We start from the raw sequence: 17,355 nt of genomic DNA, 5'->3' as shown, positions 1-17,355 counted from the left end.
ATAAACGACGGCTGCTACCGATTATTTTGTTGATTCAGCAAGTGTTCTCGTTGCTTATGCATGGCAATGAAAGCGGCAAACACGAGCAGCAGGCTTCCTGTGAACAGAAACCCTTCCTCAATAGAGAAGGGCAGCCACCCTAATAGGCCTGAGCCGACGACCACACCGAGAGAGAAGAAGGCGTATAAGTAACCGTGTGCTTTCCCCCGCAATTCTTGCGGCGTCGATTGAATGAGCATCGTATTGACAGAGGGAAACAAGAGAGCAAAGCCTATCCCATATAGTCCTAACATGCAATATAGTGCTAATGTCGTGTTGGATTGACCAATAAGCAACTGACTCACGCCCATGAAACCAATTCCGAGTGACATCGTTTTGGAAGGGGCCACACGATCGAAAATCCGATTGGTCGGAAGCACGAAAATCAGAACAGCAATCAGTCCAAACGTGCTCAATAACGTACCGCTTAATTTCGAGTCATATCCAAGCGATTGGACGTGCAAGGGCAAAAGGTAAGCAATCACACCTTGTGAAAACATGAGCAAAAAGGCACCGCCGTAGGCCTTGATTATCCCCGTATTGAAGATCAAGGCAGAGGTTGGAACATCCTTCTTGAGCTTCTCTTTCTTGCAGGCCTGAGTGGATTGCAGAAAAATGACGGACAGGATGGCTAGGAAAAAGCCCATAACAGCTACACATGTAAAGACAAAAGGCACGGTGGTTTTGCTAGCCATAATGCCGCTGAATGCAGGTCCGATAATCGCTGCGAGTCCCACAAAGGTACCGGTGAAAGCAACCTTTCGTCCTTGCTGCTCATGTGCAGTGTTATTCGCAGAGAAAGTAAAAGCAGCAGGAACGATCAAACCGGCAACAAATCCGTGAATGATACGCACGATAATCAACAGAAACGGCTGATCGACGATGTGATACAGCAGCAAGGCACAGCTTGATAAAACCAATCCGATCAATAGTGGTTTGGATGGACCAACCTTATCTGTCAGCATGCCAGAGATAATATTGCCAAAGGTATTGGCTAACGAATACAGACCGATGACAAAGCCTATAACAAATGAGCTGGCACCTACGGAAGCAGCAAAGGTACTCATGACCGGCAGTTGCGAGAACAAATCAAAGAACGAGAAAAAAACGATGCCGTATACAAGCAGGGCATTATTAAACGGCTTCAGAGGATACACATCCTGTGCCGTTTTCAGTCTGCGATCCAGAAAGAAGTTCCCAAACGGTACAAAAGCGGCGAGTAACGCAGCAAGAGACCAGAGCAGGCTCCATCTCACGCGAATGGCCGCATAGAGTATCGCTAGAGCATACAGGCAAAATATCCCGCCGTGAATACTTCCTATGATGGTTACGGCTTTGTCTAAGCCCCACACGTATTTCAAGGGCATCGCGATGCCCATCAATACTAATAAGGAAAGGCCATCGAATAGGCCTGTAAGACGTAAAAAATAAATTGGATGTACCCGCACTTGAGACTCTCCTCATTTTTTATGAAGTGATGCCTCTATCCTACCATTTTTTTTGATGAAGAAAGTGAACAAATTGGGGTCATTCCTGTGTCGATTAGGCAAATAAAAGACGTTTTGCATAATCAGGGTCTTCCAAGAGAGGGCGACCAATCGCGACACTATCGACGAGATGGTCTTCGAGAATTCGATTGGCAAGACTGCGGCTATAGATTTTTCCCACGGCAATGACCGGAATGCTGACATGTTGTTTGATCGCAGCTGCATGAGGCAACTGATAAGCCGTATAGACGTCACTAGGCTGGATCGGGAGCAGCCCCCCTGTTGAGACATCGATCGCATCCAATTCGGACTCAATGGGCTTTAGCATTTGCACCCAGTCTTCTGGGGTTAGACCGCCTCGGACAAAATCTGTGGCAGAAACACGGATGATAACTGGATATTCCCGTCCCACTTCGGCTCGAATCGCCAGAAGTACGTCTTTCAAAAATCGTGCCCTGTTCTCGGAAGTGCCACCATAGGCATCCGTCCGCGTGTTGGACAAAGGCGATAAAAATTGGTGAAGCAAAAAGCCGTGCGCCGCGTGAAGTTCAATGCCATCAAAGCCTGCTTCGATACTTCTCTTTGCAGCCAAACGGTATTCTTCGACGATGCTCTTTATTTCGGCAAGAGACAGCGACTTAGGGGTCCCGTAGTAATCATCGTACGCAATAGCACTTGGAGCGACCAATTGCTTCGTTACATCAGGCGAAGCCTTCCTTCCACCATGCGACAACTGGAGGAAGATCGGGGTGTGCTCTGCGTGAACAGCTTCTGTTATTTTGCGCAAAGGCTCCACATGTTGGTCGGTAAAAATGCCGATGTCGTTGAGAAACAGTCTGCCGTTGGCTGAGACGGCGGTCGATTCCACAATCACCAGAGACACATGCTTGGCCCTACGGCTGTAAAATTCGATATGATGGTCCGTGGCAAAACCTTCAGGAGTTCCCCGATACTGCTGCATGGGCGACATGATGAGTCGGTTTTTTAAGCGCAAGTTGCCAATGTTTATGGGTTCGTTTACGGTAAATGTCATGTTCTCATTCTCCTCTTCTGTTTATGAGTGACATTTTATGGGAGAATGCTTACAATTTACATAAGTTTTTGAAGGGATTTCAAGTCATTTACCTTACATTTTTATTTGTTTTAGGTATCCCACTTTCGAAAAATGAGGTGCTGTGCGGATGGACCAAATCGATCATAAAATTTTGACAGTGCTTCACGATAATGCCCGGATTCCCATTTCCGAGTTGAGCCGTATGATTGCGATGTCGCAGCCAGCTGTAACGGAAAGAGTGCGAAAGTTGGAGGAGCAAGGCGTCATAACCGCTTATCGGACGGAGCTTTCTCCCCAGAAGCTCGGCAAGCACACGACTGCATTTGTACTGTTTAAAACGAGTGTGTGTAAGGATTTCATTGCATTCTGCGAACGAGCACCTGAGATTGTCGATCTCTACAGGATCAGCGGGGAGTACAATTATTTGATGAAGGTGCTGACTGAGAGTACCGAGTCACTGGCTGCCTTTTTGGATACATGCCACGTTTACGGATTTTCAACGCCTTTAATTGTTCTCTCGAAACCATTCGAGAATAAAAGTTTGGTTCTAAGTACGGAGTGAAAAAACGCAATTTTTGCATTCATGAAAAATGAGTGCTAACAAACATGATCGAAGAGGTGTTCCGATGAAGGATCAAAATACCGAATCACGCAAAATTGTTGGTCAAACGGCATCGACAGGCTTCCAAGTAGGTGTACGCAGGACGATGCCCATTACCCCAGAGCAGGCATGGGCGTTTTTAACCTCGTCCGAAGGGGTGAGATTATGGCTTGGTCATGTATCGAACCTTACCTTTAGGGAGGGGGAGACCTTTATTTCCAGCGAAGGAATATCGGGTCAGTTCCGTGTTGTAAAGCCGCTCCGGCAGTTTCGTTTAAAGTGGTCGATGAAGGATTGGGAAAAGTCGTCCACCCTGCAAATCCGGCTGCTATCTGACAAGCCTGACCGAACGACAATTAGTTTTCATCAAGAGAATTTGGATCATGAGAATACACGAGAGCAAATGAAGCTTCATTGGGAAGAAGTTCTGAATGAAATCAGGCAAAAGGTCTCTATTTTGGAGAGGGAATAAAGACTTTTGAATAGACGCTGACGACCATTGTTGAAGCGGTCAGGGCAGCAGCATCAGCCGTCCGGTGCGGCGTACTTCCTTACGTCTGGCTCGAATGTCGCTCCATTGGACGAGTCCAGCTCCAAATGTGTGGTTCCGCGATCGTCGGTCAGCACGAGTATGCGCGAGCCGACGACAGGGACGCGGTCGGCGCTGGTGCGCATGTGCGCTGAGACGACACGAGGAGCACCGTCGACAATGTAACCTACCTCGACCGTGAACATCGGGAGATCGAAGAGCCAGCGGTTCGCGAAGCTCACGTCGGTCAGCGTCCCGGTGAATGACGAGCCCTCCACGCGGAGGCGAGCGATGTCCGTCTGACGCCGCCGGGCGTGGGCGATCGACCCGGGCAACCGCAGGAGCGTGATGGCGGCCCAGAGGGCGAAGCCGGCTCCGACGACGGCGCCGAGCTCTGGCGGGATCGTCGGCGACGTTGCGATGGCCTCGAGGTCGAATGGTCGCGACGGATCGCTTGTCAGCGTCCAGAGCAGGAGGACTCCCGCGTCTGTGACGAGTCCTCCTGAGACTGCGAGCGATACGAACAAGCCGGCGACCCTGGTCTGTCCGAACTGCTCGACCGCTCGCGAGTACACTCCGCCAGTCGCACCGATCGCGAAGAACAACAGCACCACGGCGACGCCCACCGTGACCGGATGACCGAGGAACATGCTGATCGTCGGTGTTGGCGCCAGGCCGAGCAGGGCACCGAACGGCACGGAGCCTGTCAGCGCCCACAGTGCAGCGGCTGCGAGCAGCCACGGCAGCAACGGAGCCGCGCGTCCGACTCGACGTCCTGGCAGGAGCATAGTCATCCGTCCGTCCTTGTCCGTGGTGGAGAACAGCGGCAGCGTCTCGATGTGCTCCTGCTGACCCTCCGTAGCATCCCTCATCGGCATGGCCCTCCCGAGGAAGATTCTCGCACCTCGAACGGCGGAGGGGGAGTCCCCAAGGAACGGCCGGGTCGATCAACTATAGAATGGAGGAGTTGCTTCCCTTTCTGTATTTCTTCTTCATGAATACTGTATTTGGGTACATCATTTGAAGATCTAGATATCAAGTATCCCTTTTCCATTAATCTGTCAGATATTATTCGTTCGTATTGACGCCGATGATAGTTAGCCATACACACCTTCCCCTCCATAATTTTTGTCCACTGTAAATGCCCCCGTGTGTCAAAGCCGCCGATTGATGATACCTGCTTTCATATTCGTTTGGTGTAAGGAACAATCCGATCCCCGGTCATGAAAGTCGTAAATCACTTGAGGTATATTCAAAGCTGGGATCACTGATGCGCAGTTTGTGTATAACGAGGTTATCAATAAGTTTCTCTTATCATCTTCTGATACTTTGCGGGTGGTGTCAGCGACGCTGGTACAAGCTAACGGGTAGTTTAAGATCAAGCGCGGAGAGCCGTATCACAATTGATGGTACACACAATCAGAAAAGAAATAGTGTTTGATCGTAGTTATATCAGCAGATTAAGACGATAGTGATAGTAGTCCGGCGGATAAAGGCTATAAAATAAAGCCTTTATTCGCCGCTGTTTTGTTGAGCTAACGTTCTCCGTTAACTGACTTCCCGCAAAGTAGTGTTGATCACCTGGGTACAAAAAAAGATCGGCATGATCGGTCGATGCCACGAGCTCAAGTGCCGCCTCAAGACCCGTACATTCGGAAGTTCGTCAGTTCCTGATTTGAACATTCTCAAGCTGTAGTTTTCTAGCAGATTCGGTTATTGAATTTTTATTACACCTACGTTATATTCCATATATGAAATACTTAAGATAAGGAGTCTCTCTATGCATACATTATCGAATGTCGAATTCATGCTCCTGCAAATGATCGCGGAACATCGTCAAGCTTCCGGATACGATATTATGAAGTTAGTCGAGCAGCGAGGTTATAAAGAATGGGCGAATATCGGTACAACTTCGATTTATGCAGGATTGAAGAAACTTAGCGATAAAGGATGGATCTCGCCTGAGACATCCGACGAGAAATCCGGCAAGGGGCCAGCGCCTACCCGGTTTGCCCTCACCGAAGTGGGTATACGTAAGCTGAGAAATGAAATTCTTGATAGTCTGTCGTCTACACGGGAACGTGACAACCGCTTCGATCTCGGTTTGGCCGCTTTGCCCCATATCGGGAAGGAAGAGGCCGTCATGGCTTTACGGAAACGACTGGATTTTCTTGGACAAACCTCGATAAAAATAAGACAGAAGTACGAATCACAAGGCGGAGCTAGTTTGCCGCTGAACGTAAGGGCGTTGTTCTTGCATCCATTCAGCTTAATCGAGAGCGAGCAAGCGTTCGTTAGTCGTTTAATACATGAATTATTGGAGGAGGCAAGTAGACATGGACAAATTTATTGAAGGTTTCATTCCTTATCAAGGCGAACATTGCGAAACAACCGCCATGGGCAATTTAATGCAATATGCGGGAGTCCGCTTGTCTGAGCCGATGTTGTTCGGACTCGGGCAAGGGCTTGGATTCATATACTGGGATTCGAAGGGAATGGACTTCCCCTTCATCGGAGGAAGGGTAAAACCGGATAAACTGACCGCTCATCTCGCCGAACGACTCGGCTTGAACGTCAGATATCAAGAAACCTCGTCCGTCAATAAGGCGTGGCAGAACGTCCGAAGCAGCATCGAACACGGCATTCCGGTTGGGCTTAAATTAGATGCCTATTACTTGGATTATTTTAAGAACAAAGTGCACTTCGCCGGTCACTATGCGGTACTTTACGGTATAGATGACGAATACGCCTACATGGCGGACACCAGACAACAGGGTGGACTTGTGAAGACGCGTTTGACAAGCTTGGCCGCTGCCAGAAATGCAAAGGGACCCATGAGCTCCCGGAATCGTTCCTTTACGATCGAGCCAAGCGACGCATTGCTTCCGCTTGTTCCTGCTATACGCGAATCCTTGACCATGAATGCGCATGACTATCTGAACCCGACTATTCGGAATATTGGTAATAAAGGCATTATTAAAATGAGCAATGAAATCTTGAAGTGGCCTTCTCGCAGCAACAATTTCGAACATGATTTATGTCTTACCGCGACGCTAATGGAGCGGGCGGGAACCGGCGGCGCTTTATTTCGGAATCTGTATAGGGATTATTTGAGAGATTGTGCTGATCGGCTGGAGGACCCGAGGATCGAACAAGCCCACTGTATGTTTACAGAGATCGCTCCCATGTGGGTTAGCGTCTCTGCTTCAATCGACCATGCAGGAAGAACAGGTGATCACCAAGAGCTCGTGCATGCGTCTAAGCTGTTGCTCGAGATTGCGGATAAAGAACGCGCAGCCATGGAGCTATTGTTGTGATAGCCTTATACTTACATTGAACGCAATCATTCCTTTCGGCACGCATGCTTTTACCGAGTGTCAGCTTAAGCACCTCACACGGATTTTATTCTTGTGCAGGTCATTTATTGCTTGGACTTTCTCCCATAATTCTATTGAAATAATTTCTGGGTGTTTGCCGTTTCTTTCAGGCATTTCTTCAAATGTGCCCTTTTACCGAAGATACTATATGTGCCAGGTATACCACCAAAAAGGTAGGTCAGAATATTCCTCAAATTTAAGTAGGGCTGACTGGATTGAACAGGGAGAACGACCTCTATGGCGTTCTCCCTTTTGCTATTGATATAAAGGAACGGACTAAGGATTGAGCTTTAGCCGATCTGAGGGAGAGGTATATAGTTTCAACAAGATTTTCCATTTCCATAGTATGATTATGTTGAGAAAAGATGGAACAAGCGAAAAGGCGGGAGACAATGAACGAATTGCAGAAAGAAGCGCTGGGAGAGATGAAAACAGCCATTCATAAATGGTTTGACGAACAGGAGAATCGAAAGGACGCAGAGGAAGTGGTCTTACGCACCACGCTGCAAGTAGGCATCTTTAACTTTGTCATGCTGGATTATCGGCCGGGCAGGACTAGGGTTGACAGTTCGAAATCTGTGGGGAGTGCCGCAGGCAAAAAGTCGATGAAAGCTTCACCCTTTACGCGGGAGCAGATATTGCATGAGGTTCAGCCCCTGCTGGCGGAAATCGTAAGGGAGAGGCTGGACAAGTTGGAAACGTCGGAGTTGATCAACTACCGTTTTACCTTCCAAGGAACCTTCGCAACGATGGACGGGCTTGTGGAATTAACGGTGCTGGAAACTGTATATGAAGAGAAAAAGCGGCAGCTTCTGGAGCGAATTCAGTCCTATATGGAGGAAAAACTGGAGAAGGGCTCTTACCCGACAAACAGGCGGGAAACCTTCTTTTTGGCGCGCCATCTGCTGGATCCGTATTTATTCCCCGAACCGGAAGTCGCAAAGACGATAGCTATATTTGACCGGATTCAGGAGTTGAATAAAGAACGGGTTGAGACTCTCGCGGAGCATCGAAGAGATATCATTAGGGCTTTGACCGACTGGGCCGAGAATGTATTTTTGCCGCATTACTATGACGTCACCTGTTCCGAATACAGGACCAATGAGTATGTGATCAAGCCGGATGCTGTTTTTGAGAATAAGGATGAGCCGAATCAGCCTATCGACCTTCTGTTGTACGGAGCGGTGATGATTATTCGTTACGAGCCGGACTTCAACAAATTCATGGGCCAGACTTTTCTGGAGCTGGCGAAGCAGCTTGGTAGCGGTAAAGCCGCGCGTATGCTGAAGGAGGGCAGCGACAGCTTCTCGCAAGAAGACGTCCATATGCGTCATGAATCGGTCGAATGCAAGGCTAACGATGTTTTTTCCCTCTTCACAATCGTTATTCGCAAGGAAGAAGCCGGGGCGTACGAGCGGGCGATTTCGTTTATTCTCTCCCTGCTCCGAAAGGACTTCCCGAAAAGCTATAAAATCAAGTTAAAATCTAGCGTGAGAGAGAATTTACCCATCAAGGGGCTAGCCAAATCGGACACGCACCGATTTTTTGCGAATGCTCTGGCTTATTCCGAGCTACATCCTTTATTGGAGGAATACGCTCGAGAGGCGATGAAAGAGTATGAATGGTACGAGGATACGGAAAGCGAAAGAAGCGTAATGCCGGGCAGTTATGCTGTGTTCGGGCTGGGGCTTGCGTCCGATCGGTATTTTCCGCTTGTTGAAGCTTACATGGACTCTGTGGATGATGAGCATCAGCTGGTGCATGACAAGTTCACAGTCGTTTTTGCCGAAACCTATGGCATAACCGAACGCTCGACTCCGACCTTGATCGCCTGCCTGCTGCGCTCCCATGATTCGCTAAAGCTGAAGATTCAGCCGGAGCTGGAAAGCGAAGACAAGCTGTCGCTATTCGTACAGCAAATAGAGACTCTGTCGGATGACGAGGCAGAGCGGGTACTGTACCCGATCTGGGGCAAGGCGGAGAAGCTGGCTGCATTGGCTCGCAAGGCGCGGGGAACGCGCAAGGAGCTTATCATTCGTCTGCTAAAGGCGGCGGGTATAGCCTGATGGTGGCTCGGTGAAAGCGGCATTGATACGTAGGCTTAATGGATAATTACAATGCTTAAAAGAAAGGGGAAGAAGAACATGTACATAAGCAAATGGTGGGGAGATTTAATTGGCGGTTCCGATGATTCACTGGCATTAATAGACTATTTGGAACAATTGGACGCAACGGATGTGACGCTCAATCAGATTTTAAAGGACTTGGGTCTGGATGTTCTGCTTTCCGAGGGAGACTTGAAAAACGGCGGAAGTATTGGATTTGATATAAAAAATGCTAACGGCATGTTTCGAGCAGAACTTGATATTGCCTGCTCAGCTCTAATCGATCTTTCAGCCATTGTGTTGGAGTCTCAAAAATCAGGCTATGTCGATTTGCATGATTTGGATGAGGATAGGCAGCCGAGCAAACTTTATATAGATGCCTCTGAAGAAAAAAGGAACCTGCTTCGGGATGAATTGTATAAGTTTTCCCGTGATCCGCTGGCTTACGAATTAGCCGAGCTTGTTCCGGCCGATGATATGAGAGAGCTTGCGGAAAAGGCAAAAATGATCGCAGATGAGCTGGTATAAGTTGAATCGTTTGTGATAACGATCCTTTGAATATGGTGATGGGTCATTACAAATAAAGATGGTTGGCGTTTAAGTTTGCCAGGCAGAACTCTAAGCTGGCGAGGACCATTAGAATATTAATGGAAGACGGAAGAAAGGGGGTGGTTGTGCCAGCCCCTCTTTCATTTCTTTTTCTCCAACTCCGCCTTTAATCTTGCATTCTCTTCCAACAGCTTTTGAACGTCCGGGACATCCTTACCGGAAAACCAGCCGTACAAATCGTCTCTTGCTGCATACTCCGGCAATTGATCACGAAGTACCATTTTAATGTGCCGTACATCTTCAACATAATAAGTAGGAATTTGTTCCATGACAGATTGCTTAAACTCTTGAAACTTCTGATAGTACTCAATTGCTGCGAAGTCGTATGGCTTTTGTCTTAATGCTTCATCTGTGACAACAAAAGCAAATCTAGGTTTGCCCGCTTCTCCGGCATACTCATATTCCCACTGTGTATAGCTCTTGGATTCATCAGGAAGCGTTAAACCATAGAATCCTCCGAGAATCAGGATATATACATCGGACTCGTCGATCCATCTCTTCCTAATTTTCATTGGACTTTCCTTGAAAAATTGCTCGATTCCAGCAGGGATATGACCAGCTTGAAGTACGGCTTCAACAGCGGTATGTCTTTCCTCAATAAGATCGTAGTAAGTAGACGATATGTAAATTTGCAATTTTTTTCTCATAGGCCCACCCAAATTAAAGAATTAGTATAAATAGAATCTACCACTCACTCACTTTATTTTCCAGTGAAGTGAATCGTTAATTCCTGATCTGTGTTTTTTCATTCTTCAAAGACTTCTAAATTAGCCAATTTTTTTCTTTACCTTTGTTAGTTATCCAACCTATGCGAAAAGTATAAATAAAGAGTAAGGAGAAATTCGTAGAGTATTTTGGAAGAAAGCTCGGTATTGTTATTCGATACCGAGCTTATTCATTCCTATGCTCATAATTGGCAAGAGAATGCACATAGCTTATCAGTAGCGGGCGCATAAGTCCTTGCTGGTGAGTGAAGTGGGAGGGAGACAAATGAGCAATGAATTGATAAGGAGTGAAATAGAGAGCAACCTGAAGGCCAAAGTAGCTTCTGATCCACAACTGCACAATGTCTATTTGTTAATCCATTCTGAGAAGCTGGATATCCACTGGCCAATAGCGGCTGGCAATACTGATGGGGGGACAGCCAACCCGAATCAACCCTATCACACGGCTAGTGTGGGCAAGGCTTTTACGGCTGTTATCGTATCGATCCTAGCAGAAAAAGGTCTCGTTTCGTTTGACGACCCCATTGCCAACTATTTACCGACTGAGATTCGAAAAGATCTCCACATCTGGAAAGGAAAAGATTACACAAACGAAATTCAGATCAAGCATTTACTCAACAATACTTCTGGATTACCAGATTTCTTTGAAGAAAAGCCGAAGGGAGGGAAAGGATTCCTAGAAGAGATTCTGGAGGATTCTTCACGCTATTGGACGTCGCAAGAAACCATACAATGGTCGAAAAAGCACTTACAGCCGCACTTTGAGCCCGGGAAACGCGTTCATTATACAGACACAGGGTACAATCTGTTAGGGCTCGTGATTGAAAAGGTTACTGCCAAACCCTACCACGAAGTTCTCCATGACTACATATTTAACCCCCTTCAAATGAATCACTCTTATTTATCTCAGTATTCCAATCCCGTCAGCAAAAGTGAGCATCCGGTAGCCCATCTACATTTGGACAGGATAAAAATAAATGTAGAAAACTACCGCAGCTTCAGCAGTTTTTACGCGGGAGGACAAACCGTAAGTACAATGGAAGATCAGCTGCGTTTCATGAAAGCACTCGTGCAGAATCAGATGATTAAAAAAGAAACGCTCGAGATCATGCAGCAGTGGAACAACATGCGGATCGGCATGGATTATGGCTATGGACTCATGCGGATGCGTTTTCTTCCGTTCACGCAAAAGTATACGGGATGGGGTCACTTAGGGGCGAGTGGCAGCTACATGCTTTGTTTTCCCAATAGGGAGGTATATCTGATCGGGAGCTTCAATCAGACTACGTATCAAGCAAAAGGGATGAACTATCTCTTTTTTCATGTGCTGCGCAAATTAGCGAAGGCAAAACCCCGTCAAGCTTCCAATATTGACAAGTAAACATAAATGCTTGGGAATCCAAGCATTTTTCTTTTTGCTTTTTGTTCATTTCCACTGTATATGGAAATTGAAGTAAAATAGAGGAGTAATCCTATGATTTGAACAAAACAACAACAAAAGAGGTGTGACGATGGTAGAAGAGTTGTCGAATTACCTAAAGGAATGTGACATAGAAGTGGTTGCTGCGGAGGATTTCACGATTCCTGCTACAAAGGTAGATAAGCACAGAATCTTGGTCCTGCCTAGCTATAATATACTAGAGATGATAGAAGAAGCGGTAGACGAAGAAGGATCACTCTCTGATTATGTACATAACCAGCTAGAGGAAGTTCATCGCTTATCCGTAGAGGATGTCTTTCGGCGAATTGTAAAATCTCGACTTTTGTATACAGACATTTCATCCGAGCTACAAAATTTGGATGGAAAGAACTTTGAAGATATCTATCGGGCATACTCTCTGATATGGGAAGGCCAGGAGCTAATCGATGAACAACTAAGTGAAACAGAGACGGAGTCCTTTCAAATCAGTGAAGCATGGGTACAGGATCGATTAGAGGATGACGCCTTGATTGTCCTGGAATTGCCGCTAGCATCTGGTTATGAAGCGCCGTTGTGGATTCCAATGGGCGGCTTTAATGAATGCCCATTGCCCGTTTACCAGTCCGTTATCGTAAAGCACTGGCAGGAGGTATATGGGATCAGGATTCTCGCTGTGACAGAGGACGCTTGGATTTTTCAAGCCGGTTCAAGACCACAGACCTACCAGGAGGCCCTAAAGCTGGCACAAGAGCATTTCATCTTTTGTCAGTACGTCTTGGATGAGTTTCCTTCCTTAGGGCATTATGCCGATTATTTGATGAAACAGGATGTGTGGTTTTTTTGGTGGGATTAGCTCGCCTTATTCCTGAAATATCTCCCGTGTTCCTACAATAAACATAACAAGATACCAAAGAACACTGGGGGAAGGAATGAGCAAATCATGCCTCAAGGAATACATGATGTGGAGCTGAACCTGCCCATCGGGGCGGTATGGCAGTTTGTGAGTATAGTGGAGAATTGGGTTCCACTGGTACCTGGCTACATCAGCCACGAGGTAATCAATGAACGTCGTGTCGCTTGGACGTTTACAGGCGAAATCGGCATCATGAAGAAAACGATCAGCCTGCAAGTGGATATCACTGAATGGACTCCGCCAACTGAGGTGAGGTTCAACCTGACAGGGATCAGCGGGAATTTTACCGGAGAGGGTTATTTCAAAGCGAAGGCACTGGGTGAGGCGCGGACGAAAATGACGGGGTGTCTGGATATCACCGCCCATGGTGTGAAGGGCCCCATGATCAATTCCATTCTAAAATCCAATCTTCCGAAGACAACGAGGGAGCTCGTGGAGGCTATTGGAAAACGTATAACGAAATAGCATCCTTGCCACCAAAACGAAAACACGCCAGCTCGGCGTGTTTTTTTGTGTCATGCACGTTTTGGGAGATAATAAAGGCATTCAAGCGGAATAAGGAGTTCAAAGAGGAAGTGAAGGATTATCACAAGTCGAAAGGAACATTGCCATTTCCGATCAATCAGCCTTTACCTTATGATCTGATCAGGAAAATCGGCCAATACCGAGTATCGAGCAACTTGAAAAAAGCAGAGAGTAAATCACAAAGTCGGCGGAGTTGACGCTTAGAGACGGCGATCCTTATAATTTCTTTATGACAATTCCAATTGTAACCACCAAACTGTATATGCCCCCGCCACGGTTGAAGACCGTTACCCGTCATCGACTGATCGAGCAGTTAAACGAGGGGCTAAACCGTAAACTGACGGTCATTTCAGCACCAGCAGGCTCCGGGAAAACGACACTTGTCAGTAAATGGCTCGCCAGCGGTGATCGACCCTTCGCCTGGATTTCCATGGATGAAGGGGATAATGACCCTGCGTGTTTTCTTACATATCTCTTCACAGCTCTACAAAACATTGACCCGAATATTGGAGCGGGCATATTTCCTTTGCTCCATTCCCCTCAACCTCTACCACTCGAATCGATGATCACGACTCTGCTTCATGAAATAATCGCAGTACCCAACCCTTTTGTTCTAGTCTTCGATGATTACCACGTATTGAAAACGGGGCCACTCGATGCTGTCATCTCATTCCTGCTTGAACGCATGCCACCGCAAATACATCTGGTAATTGCGACCCGTGAGGAACCGCGTCTGCCTATCGCTCGGTTACGTGTGCGGAACCAATTGAATGAAGTACGCGCGTCCGATTTGCGCTTTACCTACTCGGAAGCAGCAGAATTTCTGGAGACAGTGATGGGTTTAGAGCTATCACCGGAAAACATCGCTCTGCTCGAAGCCCGCACAGAAGGCTGGATTGCGGGTCTACAGTTAGCGGCTCTTTCCATGAAAGAACAAATAGATATCGCAACCTACCTTCGATCTTTTTCCGGCAGTCACCATTTTATCCTTGACTATCTGGTGGAAGAAGTACTTACCCAGCAATCTGCAAGCATTCAAGCATTCTTGCTGCATACATCCATCCTCGCCCGATTGTCCGGTCCTCTTTGTGACGCCATTTTTGGCGAAAGTGGTATCGGTTCAGGTTCAGGCCAGGAAACGTTAGAATTCCTCGAACGAGCCAATTTGTTTATCGTTCCGCTGGACAGCGAGCGGCGTTGGTACCGCTATCACCATCTTTTTGCTGATTTACTACGGCAGAGGCTCCATCAGCGTTTTTCATCGACAACAGGAGAGGGCGAACGTATTCTCGCAGAATTACATACCCGAGCAAGCATTTGGTATGAAGACACTGGTCTGGAGATGGAAGCTTTTTACCATGCAGTGGCCGCCAATGATACATCACGAGCAGCGCGACTGGTTGAGGGAGAGAGGATGCCGCTGCTCTTTCGTGGAGGGGTAATCCCAGTACGGAACTGGCTGGAGTCGTTATCACACGAGGAGTTGGATGCAAGACCCGCGCTGTGGGTGATGTACGCCTCTGCCTTGCTGATGACTGGTCAAGTGACTGGCGTTGAACCAAAATTGGTAGCCGCTGAAAAAGCATTACAAGGTTTGAAACAAGAGGCCAGGTCCAGAGATACTCTTGGGCATATCGCTGCTATACGCGCCACATTGGCTGTGAGCAAGCATCAATCAGAGGACATCATGGCCGAGGCCAAGCGAGCTTTAGAGTACCTGCATCCTGACAACTTGCCAGTTCGCACAGCCACTACTTGGTCGCTGGGGTATGCTTATCACCTTCAAGGGAATCGTATCGCAGCCAGTAAGGCTTACCAGGAGGCATTATCAAACAGTGAGAAGATTGGCCATGTCATGATCACCATGATGGCCACGATTGGACTAGCGAAGCTACAAGAGGCAGATAATCAGCTCCATATGGCGGCTGAGACTTATCAGCATGTACGAAAATTGGCTGGTTCTCCTCCCTTACCAGCTGCTTGTGAATCGCATCTAGGCCTGGCCCGGATTTTTTATGAATGGAACGACCTGCGTACAGCGGAGCAACATGGTCAACAGTCCATTCAATTAGCACGTCAGCTGGAACAAACGGACAGAGTCGTGGCAACGCAGGTGTTTCTCGCTAGACTGAAGCTAGCACAAGGAGACGTTAGTGGAGCGGCTGCCATGATTGCAAATGCTGAGCATGTTGCTCGCAAGCATGGCTTTATCATGCAGATGCCTCCTATTGCCGAAGCACAAGTCCTTCTATTACTTCAGCAGGACAACCTGATAGCGGCAGCCCGATTGGCACAGAAGCACGACCTTCCCCTGCTCCAAGCCCGTGTACTTCTGGCACAGGGAAATACGTCCGCAGCACTTGCGGTGCTCGAACCATTACTCGAGCAGGCAAGGGCAAAACAGTTAGAGGATGAACGACTCAAGATCATGCTTTTACTAGCGGTTGTTCTGCATGCGCATGGTGATCAAGCAAAAGCTGCGCAAATGGTGAAAGACGCTTTGGTAATAGCGGAGCCGGGTGGCTTCATTCGTACATTTGTCGACGAAGGTATCCCGATGAAAAGGTTATTGTGTGATGCGGAAGTCTATGAAACGATGCCACGTTATAGAGAAAAGCTACTTGCGGAGTGGAAAGAGGAAGAGCCGAAAAGGGAAGGAGGCAATTCGAATCTGCCCCACCATGTTGATTCCCTGATCGAGCCACTTAGTGAGCGAGAGCTTGAAATTTTGCAGCTCATCGAAAAAGGATTATCGAATCGTGACATTGCCCAGCAGCTGTTCCTCGCACTCAGTACGGTGAAAGGGCACAACCGGAATATCTTTGACAAGCTGCAGGTACAGCGGCGTACGGAAGCAGTTGCACGGGCTCGCCAGTTGGGCTTGCTGTAAATTTCAAAACAATACTTAAGTATCTGTATAGCAATACCGTGCTCCCGCTATACTCATGGCAAAGTACAGGTTAGGAGGATGTCAATGAGAGCCGTGGTATGCACGAAATACGGATCACCAGATGTTTTGGAGCTAAGAGAAGTAGAGAAGCCTAGACCTAAGGATAATGAAATCTTGATAAAAGTTCATGCAACAACAGTTACATCTGGAGACTGTAGAATACGAGCCTTCAAAAGTCCGTTCTTGCTCTGGATTCCCATGCGCCTTGTGCTCGGTCTCACCAAACCGCGAAATCCTATTCTCGGTGTCGAGCTATCTGGGGAAGTCGAAGCGATCGGAAAACATGTAACGCGATTTCAAAAAGGCGACCACGTCTATGCATTAAGCGGGATGCGATGCGGGGCGCATGCGGAGTACATCAGTCTGAAGGAAAACGCAATCGTGGGGTTAAAACCGACAAACGTAACACATGAAGAAGCCGCCGCGATTCCTTTCGGGGGAACGACCGCCTTGCATTTTTTTCGAAAAGGAAAGCTGCAAAAGGGACAAAAAGTGCTGATCTACGGGGCTTCTGGATCGGTAGGGACATCCGCGGTACAGCTTGCCAAGTATTTTGGGGCTGAGGTGACAGCAGTGTGTAGTTCTGCCAATTTAGATTTGGTGAAATCGTTGGGAGCCGATAACGTCATGGATTACACGAAAGAAGATTTTACGAAAAAAGAAGAGCGGTATGACATTGTATTTGATGCGGTTGGGAAAGTAACGAAGTCCCATTGCATAAAAGCACTGGCGCCGGACGGGTTATTCCTAACAGTGGATGGGCAAGGGATTGCAAAGGTGCGAACGGAGGATTTGGATTTTCTTAAAGAGCTGATGGAGGCAGGGCAGATAAAAGCGGTTATTGATAGACGTTATTCGCTGGAACAAGTATCGGAGGCACATAAGTATGTGGAGACAGGGCGGAAGAAGGGGAATGTCGTGATCAAGGTTAGAACATGATGAAATTGTGCCAAAATGAAAGACAAAGGGGGCAACTCTTGTTCAAAGAAAATAATGTTTTAGACTGACTTTCGGACATTAC

15 protein-coding genes are annotated in these 17,355 nt (G+C 47.5%); 11 read left to right on the top strand and 4 right to left on the bottom strand.

The features are described from left to right. Nucleotides 1–14: 14 nt before the first annotated feature. Together HPY28_RS22610 and HPY28_RS22605 are read right to left on the bottom strand one after the other, a co-directional pair. Nucleotides 15–1,487, bottom strand: coding sequence for an MFS transporter (locus tag HPY28_RS22610; RefSeq protein WP_174231461.1), 1,473 nt, complete (start codon nucleotides 1,485–1,487; stop codon nucleotides 15–17). A gap of 94 nt (nucleotides 1,488–1,581) precedes the next feature. Continuing rightward, a complete protein-coding gene (locus HPY28_RS22605) occupies nucleotides 1,582–2,559 on the bottom strand; it encodes an oxidoreductase (protein ID WP_174231460.1) in 978 nt (325 codons plus the stop codon). 148 nt (nucleotides 2,560–2,707) lie between these two features. Here HPY28_RS22605 and HPY28_RS22600 point away from each other — a divergent pair, with 148 nt between their 5' ends. Together HPY28_RS22600 and HPY28_RS22595 are read left to right on the top strand one after the other, a co-directional pair. Then, a complete protein-coding gene (locus HPY28_RS22600; protein ID WP_017250806.1) occupies nucleotides 2,708–3,142 on the top strand; it encodes an Lrp/AsnC family transcriptional regulator in 435 nt (144 codons plus the stop codon). A gap of 64 nt (nucleotides 3,143–3,206) precedes the next feature. Then, nucleotides 3,207–3,653 (top strand): SRPBCC family protein, encoded by a 447-nt coding sequence (locus HPY28_RS22595; RefSeq protein ID WP_017250807.1) that lies wholly within the window; start codon nucleotides 3,207–3,209, stop codon nucleotides 3,651–3,653. Nucleotides 3,654–3,706: 53 nt separating this feature from the next. On the opposite strand, the gene HPY28_RS22590 is transcribed toward HPY28_RS22595, so the two are convergent. Continuing rightward, the gene (locus HPY28_RS22590; protein WP_017250808.1) at nucleotides 3,707–4,582 is read right to left on the bottom strand and encodes a hypothetical protein; all 876 of its coding nucleotides are present in this window, start codon (nucleotides 4,580–4,582) and stop codon (nucleotides 3,707–3,709) included. A 908-nt stretch (nucleotides 4,583–5,490) separates the two neighbouring features. Here HPY28_RS22590 and HPY28_RS22585 point away from each other — a divergent pair. From HPY28_RS22585 to HPY28_RS22570, 4 genes are all read left to right on the top strand, one after another. Then, the gene (locus HPY28_RS22585; RefSeq protein ID WP_017250809.1) at nucleotides 5,491–6,063 is read left to right on the top strand and encodes a PadR family transcriptional regulator; all 573 of its coding nucleotides are present in this window, start codon (nucleotides 5,491–5,493) and stop codon (nucleotides 6,061–6,063) included. Beyond that, a complete protein-coding gene (locus HPY28_RS22580; RefSeq protein ID WP_174231459.1) occupies nucleotides 6,047–7,027 on the top strand; it encodes a BtrH N-terminal domain-containing protein in 981 nt (326 codons plus the stop codon). The genes HPY28_RS22585 and HPY28_RS22580 overlap by 17 nt, the downstream gene beginning before the upstream one ends. A gap of 452 nt (nucleotides 7,028–7,479) precedes the next feature. After that, nucleotides 7,480–9,153 (top strand): DUF6138 family protein, encoded by a 1,674-nt coding sequence (locus tag HPY28_RS22575; protein WP_017250811.1) that lies wholly within the window; start codon nucleotides 7,480–7,482, stop codon nucleotides 9,151–9,153. Between the two features lie 78 nt (nucleotides 9,154–9,231). After that, nucleotides 9,232–9,720 carry an imm68 putative immunity domain-containing protein gene (locus tag HPY28_RS22570; protein WP_017250812.1) on the top strand — a complete coding sequence of 163 codons (489 nt, stop codon included), beginning with the start codon at nucleotides 9,232–9,234 and terminating at the stop codon, nucleotides 9,718–9,720. A gap of 161 nt (nucleotides 9,721–9,881) precedes the next feature. On the opposite strand, the gene HPY28_RS22565 is transcribed toward HPY28_RS22570, so the two are convergent. Next, nucleotides 9,882–10,448, bottom strand: coding sequence for a DUF4062 domain-containing protein (locus HPY28_RS22565; RefSeq protein ID WP_017250813.1), 567 nt, complete (start codon nucleotides 10,446–10,448; stop codon nucleotides 9,882–9,884). A 343-nt stretch (nucleotides 10,449–10,791) separates the two neighbouring features. On the opposite strand from HPY28_RS22565, the gene HPY28_RS22560 reads away from it, so the two are divergent. From HPY28_RS22560 to HPY28_RS22540, 5 genes are all read left to right on the top strand, one after another. Further along, nucleotides 10,792–11,907 carry a serine hydrolase domain-containing protein gene (locus tag HPY28_RS22560; RefSeq protein WP_174231458.1) on the top strand — a complete coding sequence of 372 codons (1,116 nt, stop codon included), beginning with the start codon at nucleotides 10,792–10,794 and terminating at the stop codon, nucleotides 11,905–11,907. Between the two features lie 130 nt (nucleotides 11,908–12,037). After that, nucleotides 12,038–12,799: a DUF4253 domain-containing protein gene (locus tag HPY28_RS22555; RefSeq protein ID WP_174231457.1), complete on the top strand. Its 762-nt coding sequence runs from the start codon at nucleotides 12,038–12,040 to the stop codon at nucleotides 12,797–12,799. Nucleotides 12,800–12,886: 87 nt separating this feature from the next. Continuing rightward, nucleotides 12,887–13,324 (top strand): SRPBCC family protein, encoded by a 438-nt coding sequence (locus HPY28_RS22550; protein WP_017250816.1) that lies wholly within the window; start codon nucleotides 12,887–12,889, stop codon nucleotides 13,322–13,324. A 289-nt stretch (nucleotides 13,325–13,613) separates the two neighbouring features. Beyond that, on the top strand, nucleotides 13,614–16,274 hold the full coding sequence (locus HPY28_RS22545; protein WP_174231456.1) for a winged helix-turn-helix domain-containing protein: 2,661 nt from the start codon (nucleotides 13,614–13,616) through the stop codon (nucleotides 16,272–16,274). 84 nt (nucleotides 16,275–16,358) lie between these two features. Beyond that, entirely contained in the window at nucleotides 16,359–17,273 is a 915-nt protein-coding gene (locus HPY28_RS22540; RefSeq protein ID WP_174231455.1) for an NAD(P)-dependent alcohol dehydrogenase, read from the top strand. Nucleotides 17,274–17,355: the final 82 nt, after the last annotated feature.

The sequence above is a fragment of the Brevibacillus sp. HB1.2 genome (genome assembly GCF_013332495.1).
GTDB lineage: Bacteria > Bacillota > Bacilli > Brevibacillales > Brevibacillaceae > Brevibacillus > Brevibacillus porteri.
Note: the sequence above shows the minus strand (reverse complement) of the source record. Positions and strands in the feature narration are given on the sequence as shown.

Excerpts from the sequence above, each read along its gene's own strand:
- HPY28_RS22605 (WP_174231460.1), bottom strand. The coding sequence starts at position 2,559 with ATGACATTTACCGTAAACGAACCCATAAACATTGGCAACTTGCGCTTA.
- HPY28_RS22550 (WP_017250816.1), top strand. The coding sequence starts at position 12,887 with ATGCCTCAAGGAATACATGATGTGGAGCTGAACCTGCCCATCGGGGCG.
- HPY28_RS22575 (WP_017250811.1), top strand. The coding sequence starts at position 7,480 with ATGAACGAATTGCAGAAAGAAGCGCTGGGAGAGATGAAAACAGCCATT.
- HPY28_RS22585 (WP_017250809.1), top strand. The coding sequence starts at position 5,491 with ATGCATACATTATCGAATGTCGAATTCATGCTCCTGCAAATGATCGCG.
- HPY28_RS22565 (WP_017250813.1), bottom strand. The coding sequence starts at position 10,448 with ATGAGAAAAAAATTGCAAATTTACATATCGTCTACTTACTACGATCTT.
- HPY28_RS22570 (WP_017250812.1), top strand. The coding sequence starts at position 9,232 with ATGTACATAAGCAAATGGTGGGGAGATTTAATTGGCGGTTCCGATGAT.
- HPY28_RS22600 (WP_017250806.1), top strand. The coding sequence starts at position 2,708 with ATGGACCAAATCGATCATAAAATTTTGACAGTGCTTCACGATAATGCC.
- HPY28_RS22555 (WP_174231457.1), top strand. The coding sequence starts at position 12,038 with ATGGTAGAAGAGTTGTCGAATTACCTAAAGGAATGTGACATAGAAGTG.
- HPY28_RS22545 (WP_174231456.1), top strand. The coding sequence starts at position 13,614 with ATGACAATTCCAATTGTAACCACCAAACTGTATATGCCCCCGCCACGG.
- HPY28_RS22580 (WP_174231459.1), top strand. The coding sequence starts at position 6,047 with ATGGACAAATTTATTGAAGGTTTCATTCCTTATCAAGGCGAACATTGC.
- HPY28_RS22560 (WP_174231458.1), top strand. The coding sequence starts at position 10,792 with ATGAGCAATGAATTGATAAGGAGTGAAATAGAGAGCAACCTGAAGGCC.
- HPY28_RS22595 (WP_017250807.1), top strand. The coding sequence starts at position 3,207 with ATGAAGGATCAAAATACCGAATCACGCAAAATTGTTGGTCAAACGGCA.
- HPY28_RS22540 (WP_174231455.1), top strand. The coding sequence starts at position 16,359 with ATGAGAGCCGTGGTATGCACGAAATACGGATCACCAGATGTTTTGGAG.
- HPY28_RS22590 (WP_017250808.1), bottom strand. The coding sequence starts at position 4,582 with ATGAGGGATGCTACGGAGGGTCAGCAGGAGCACATCGAGACGCTGCCG.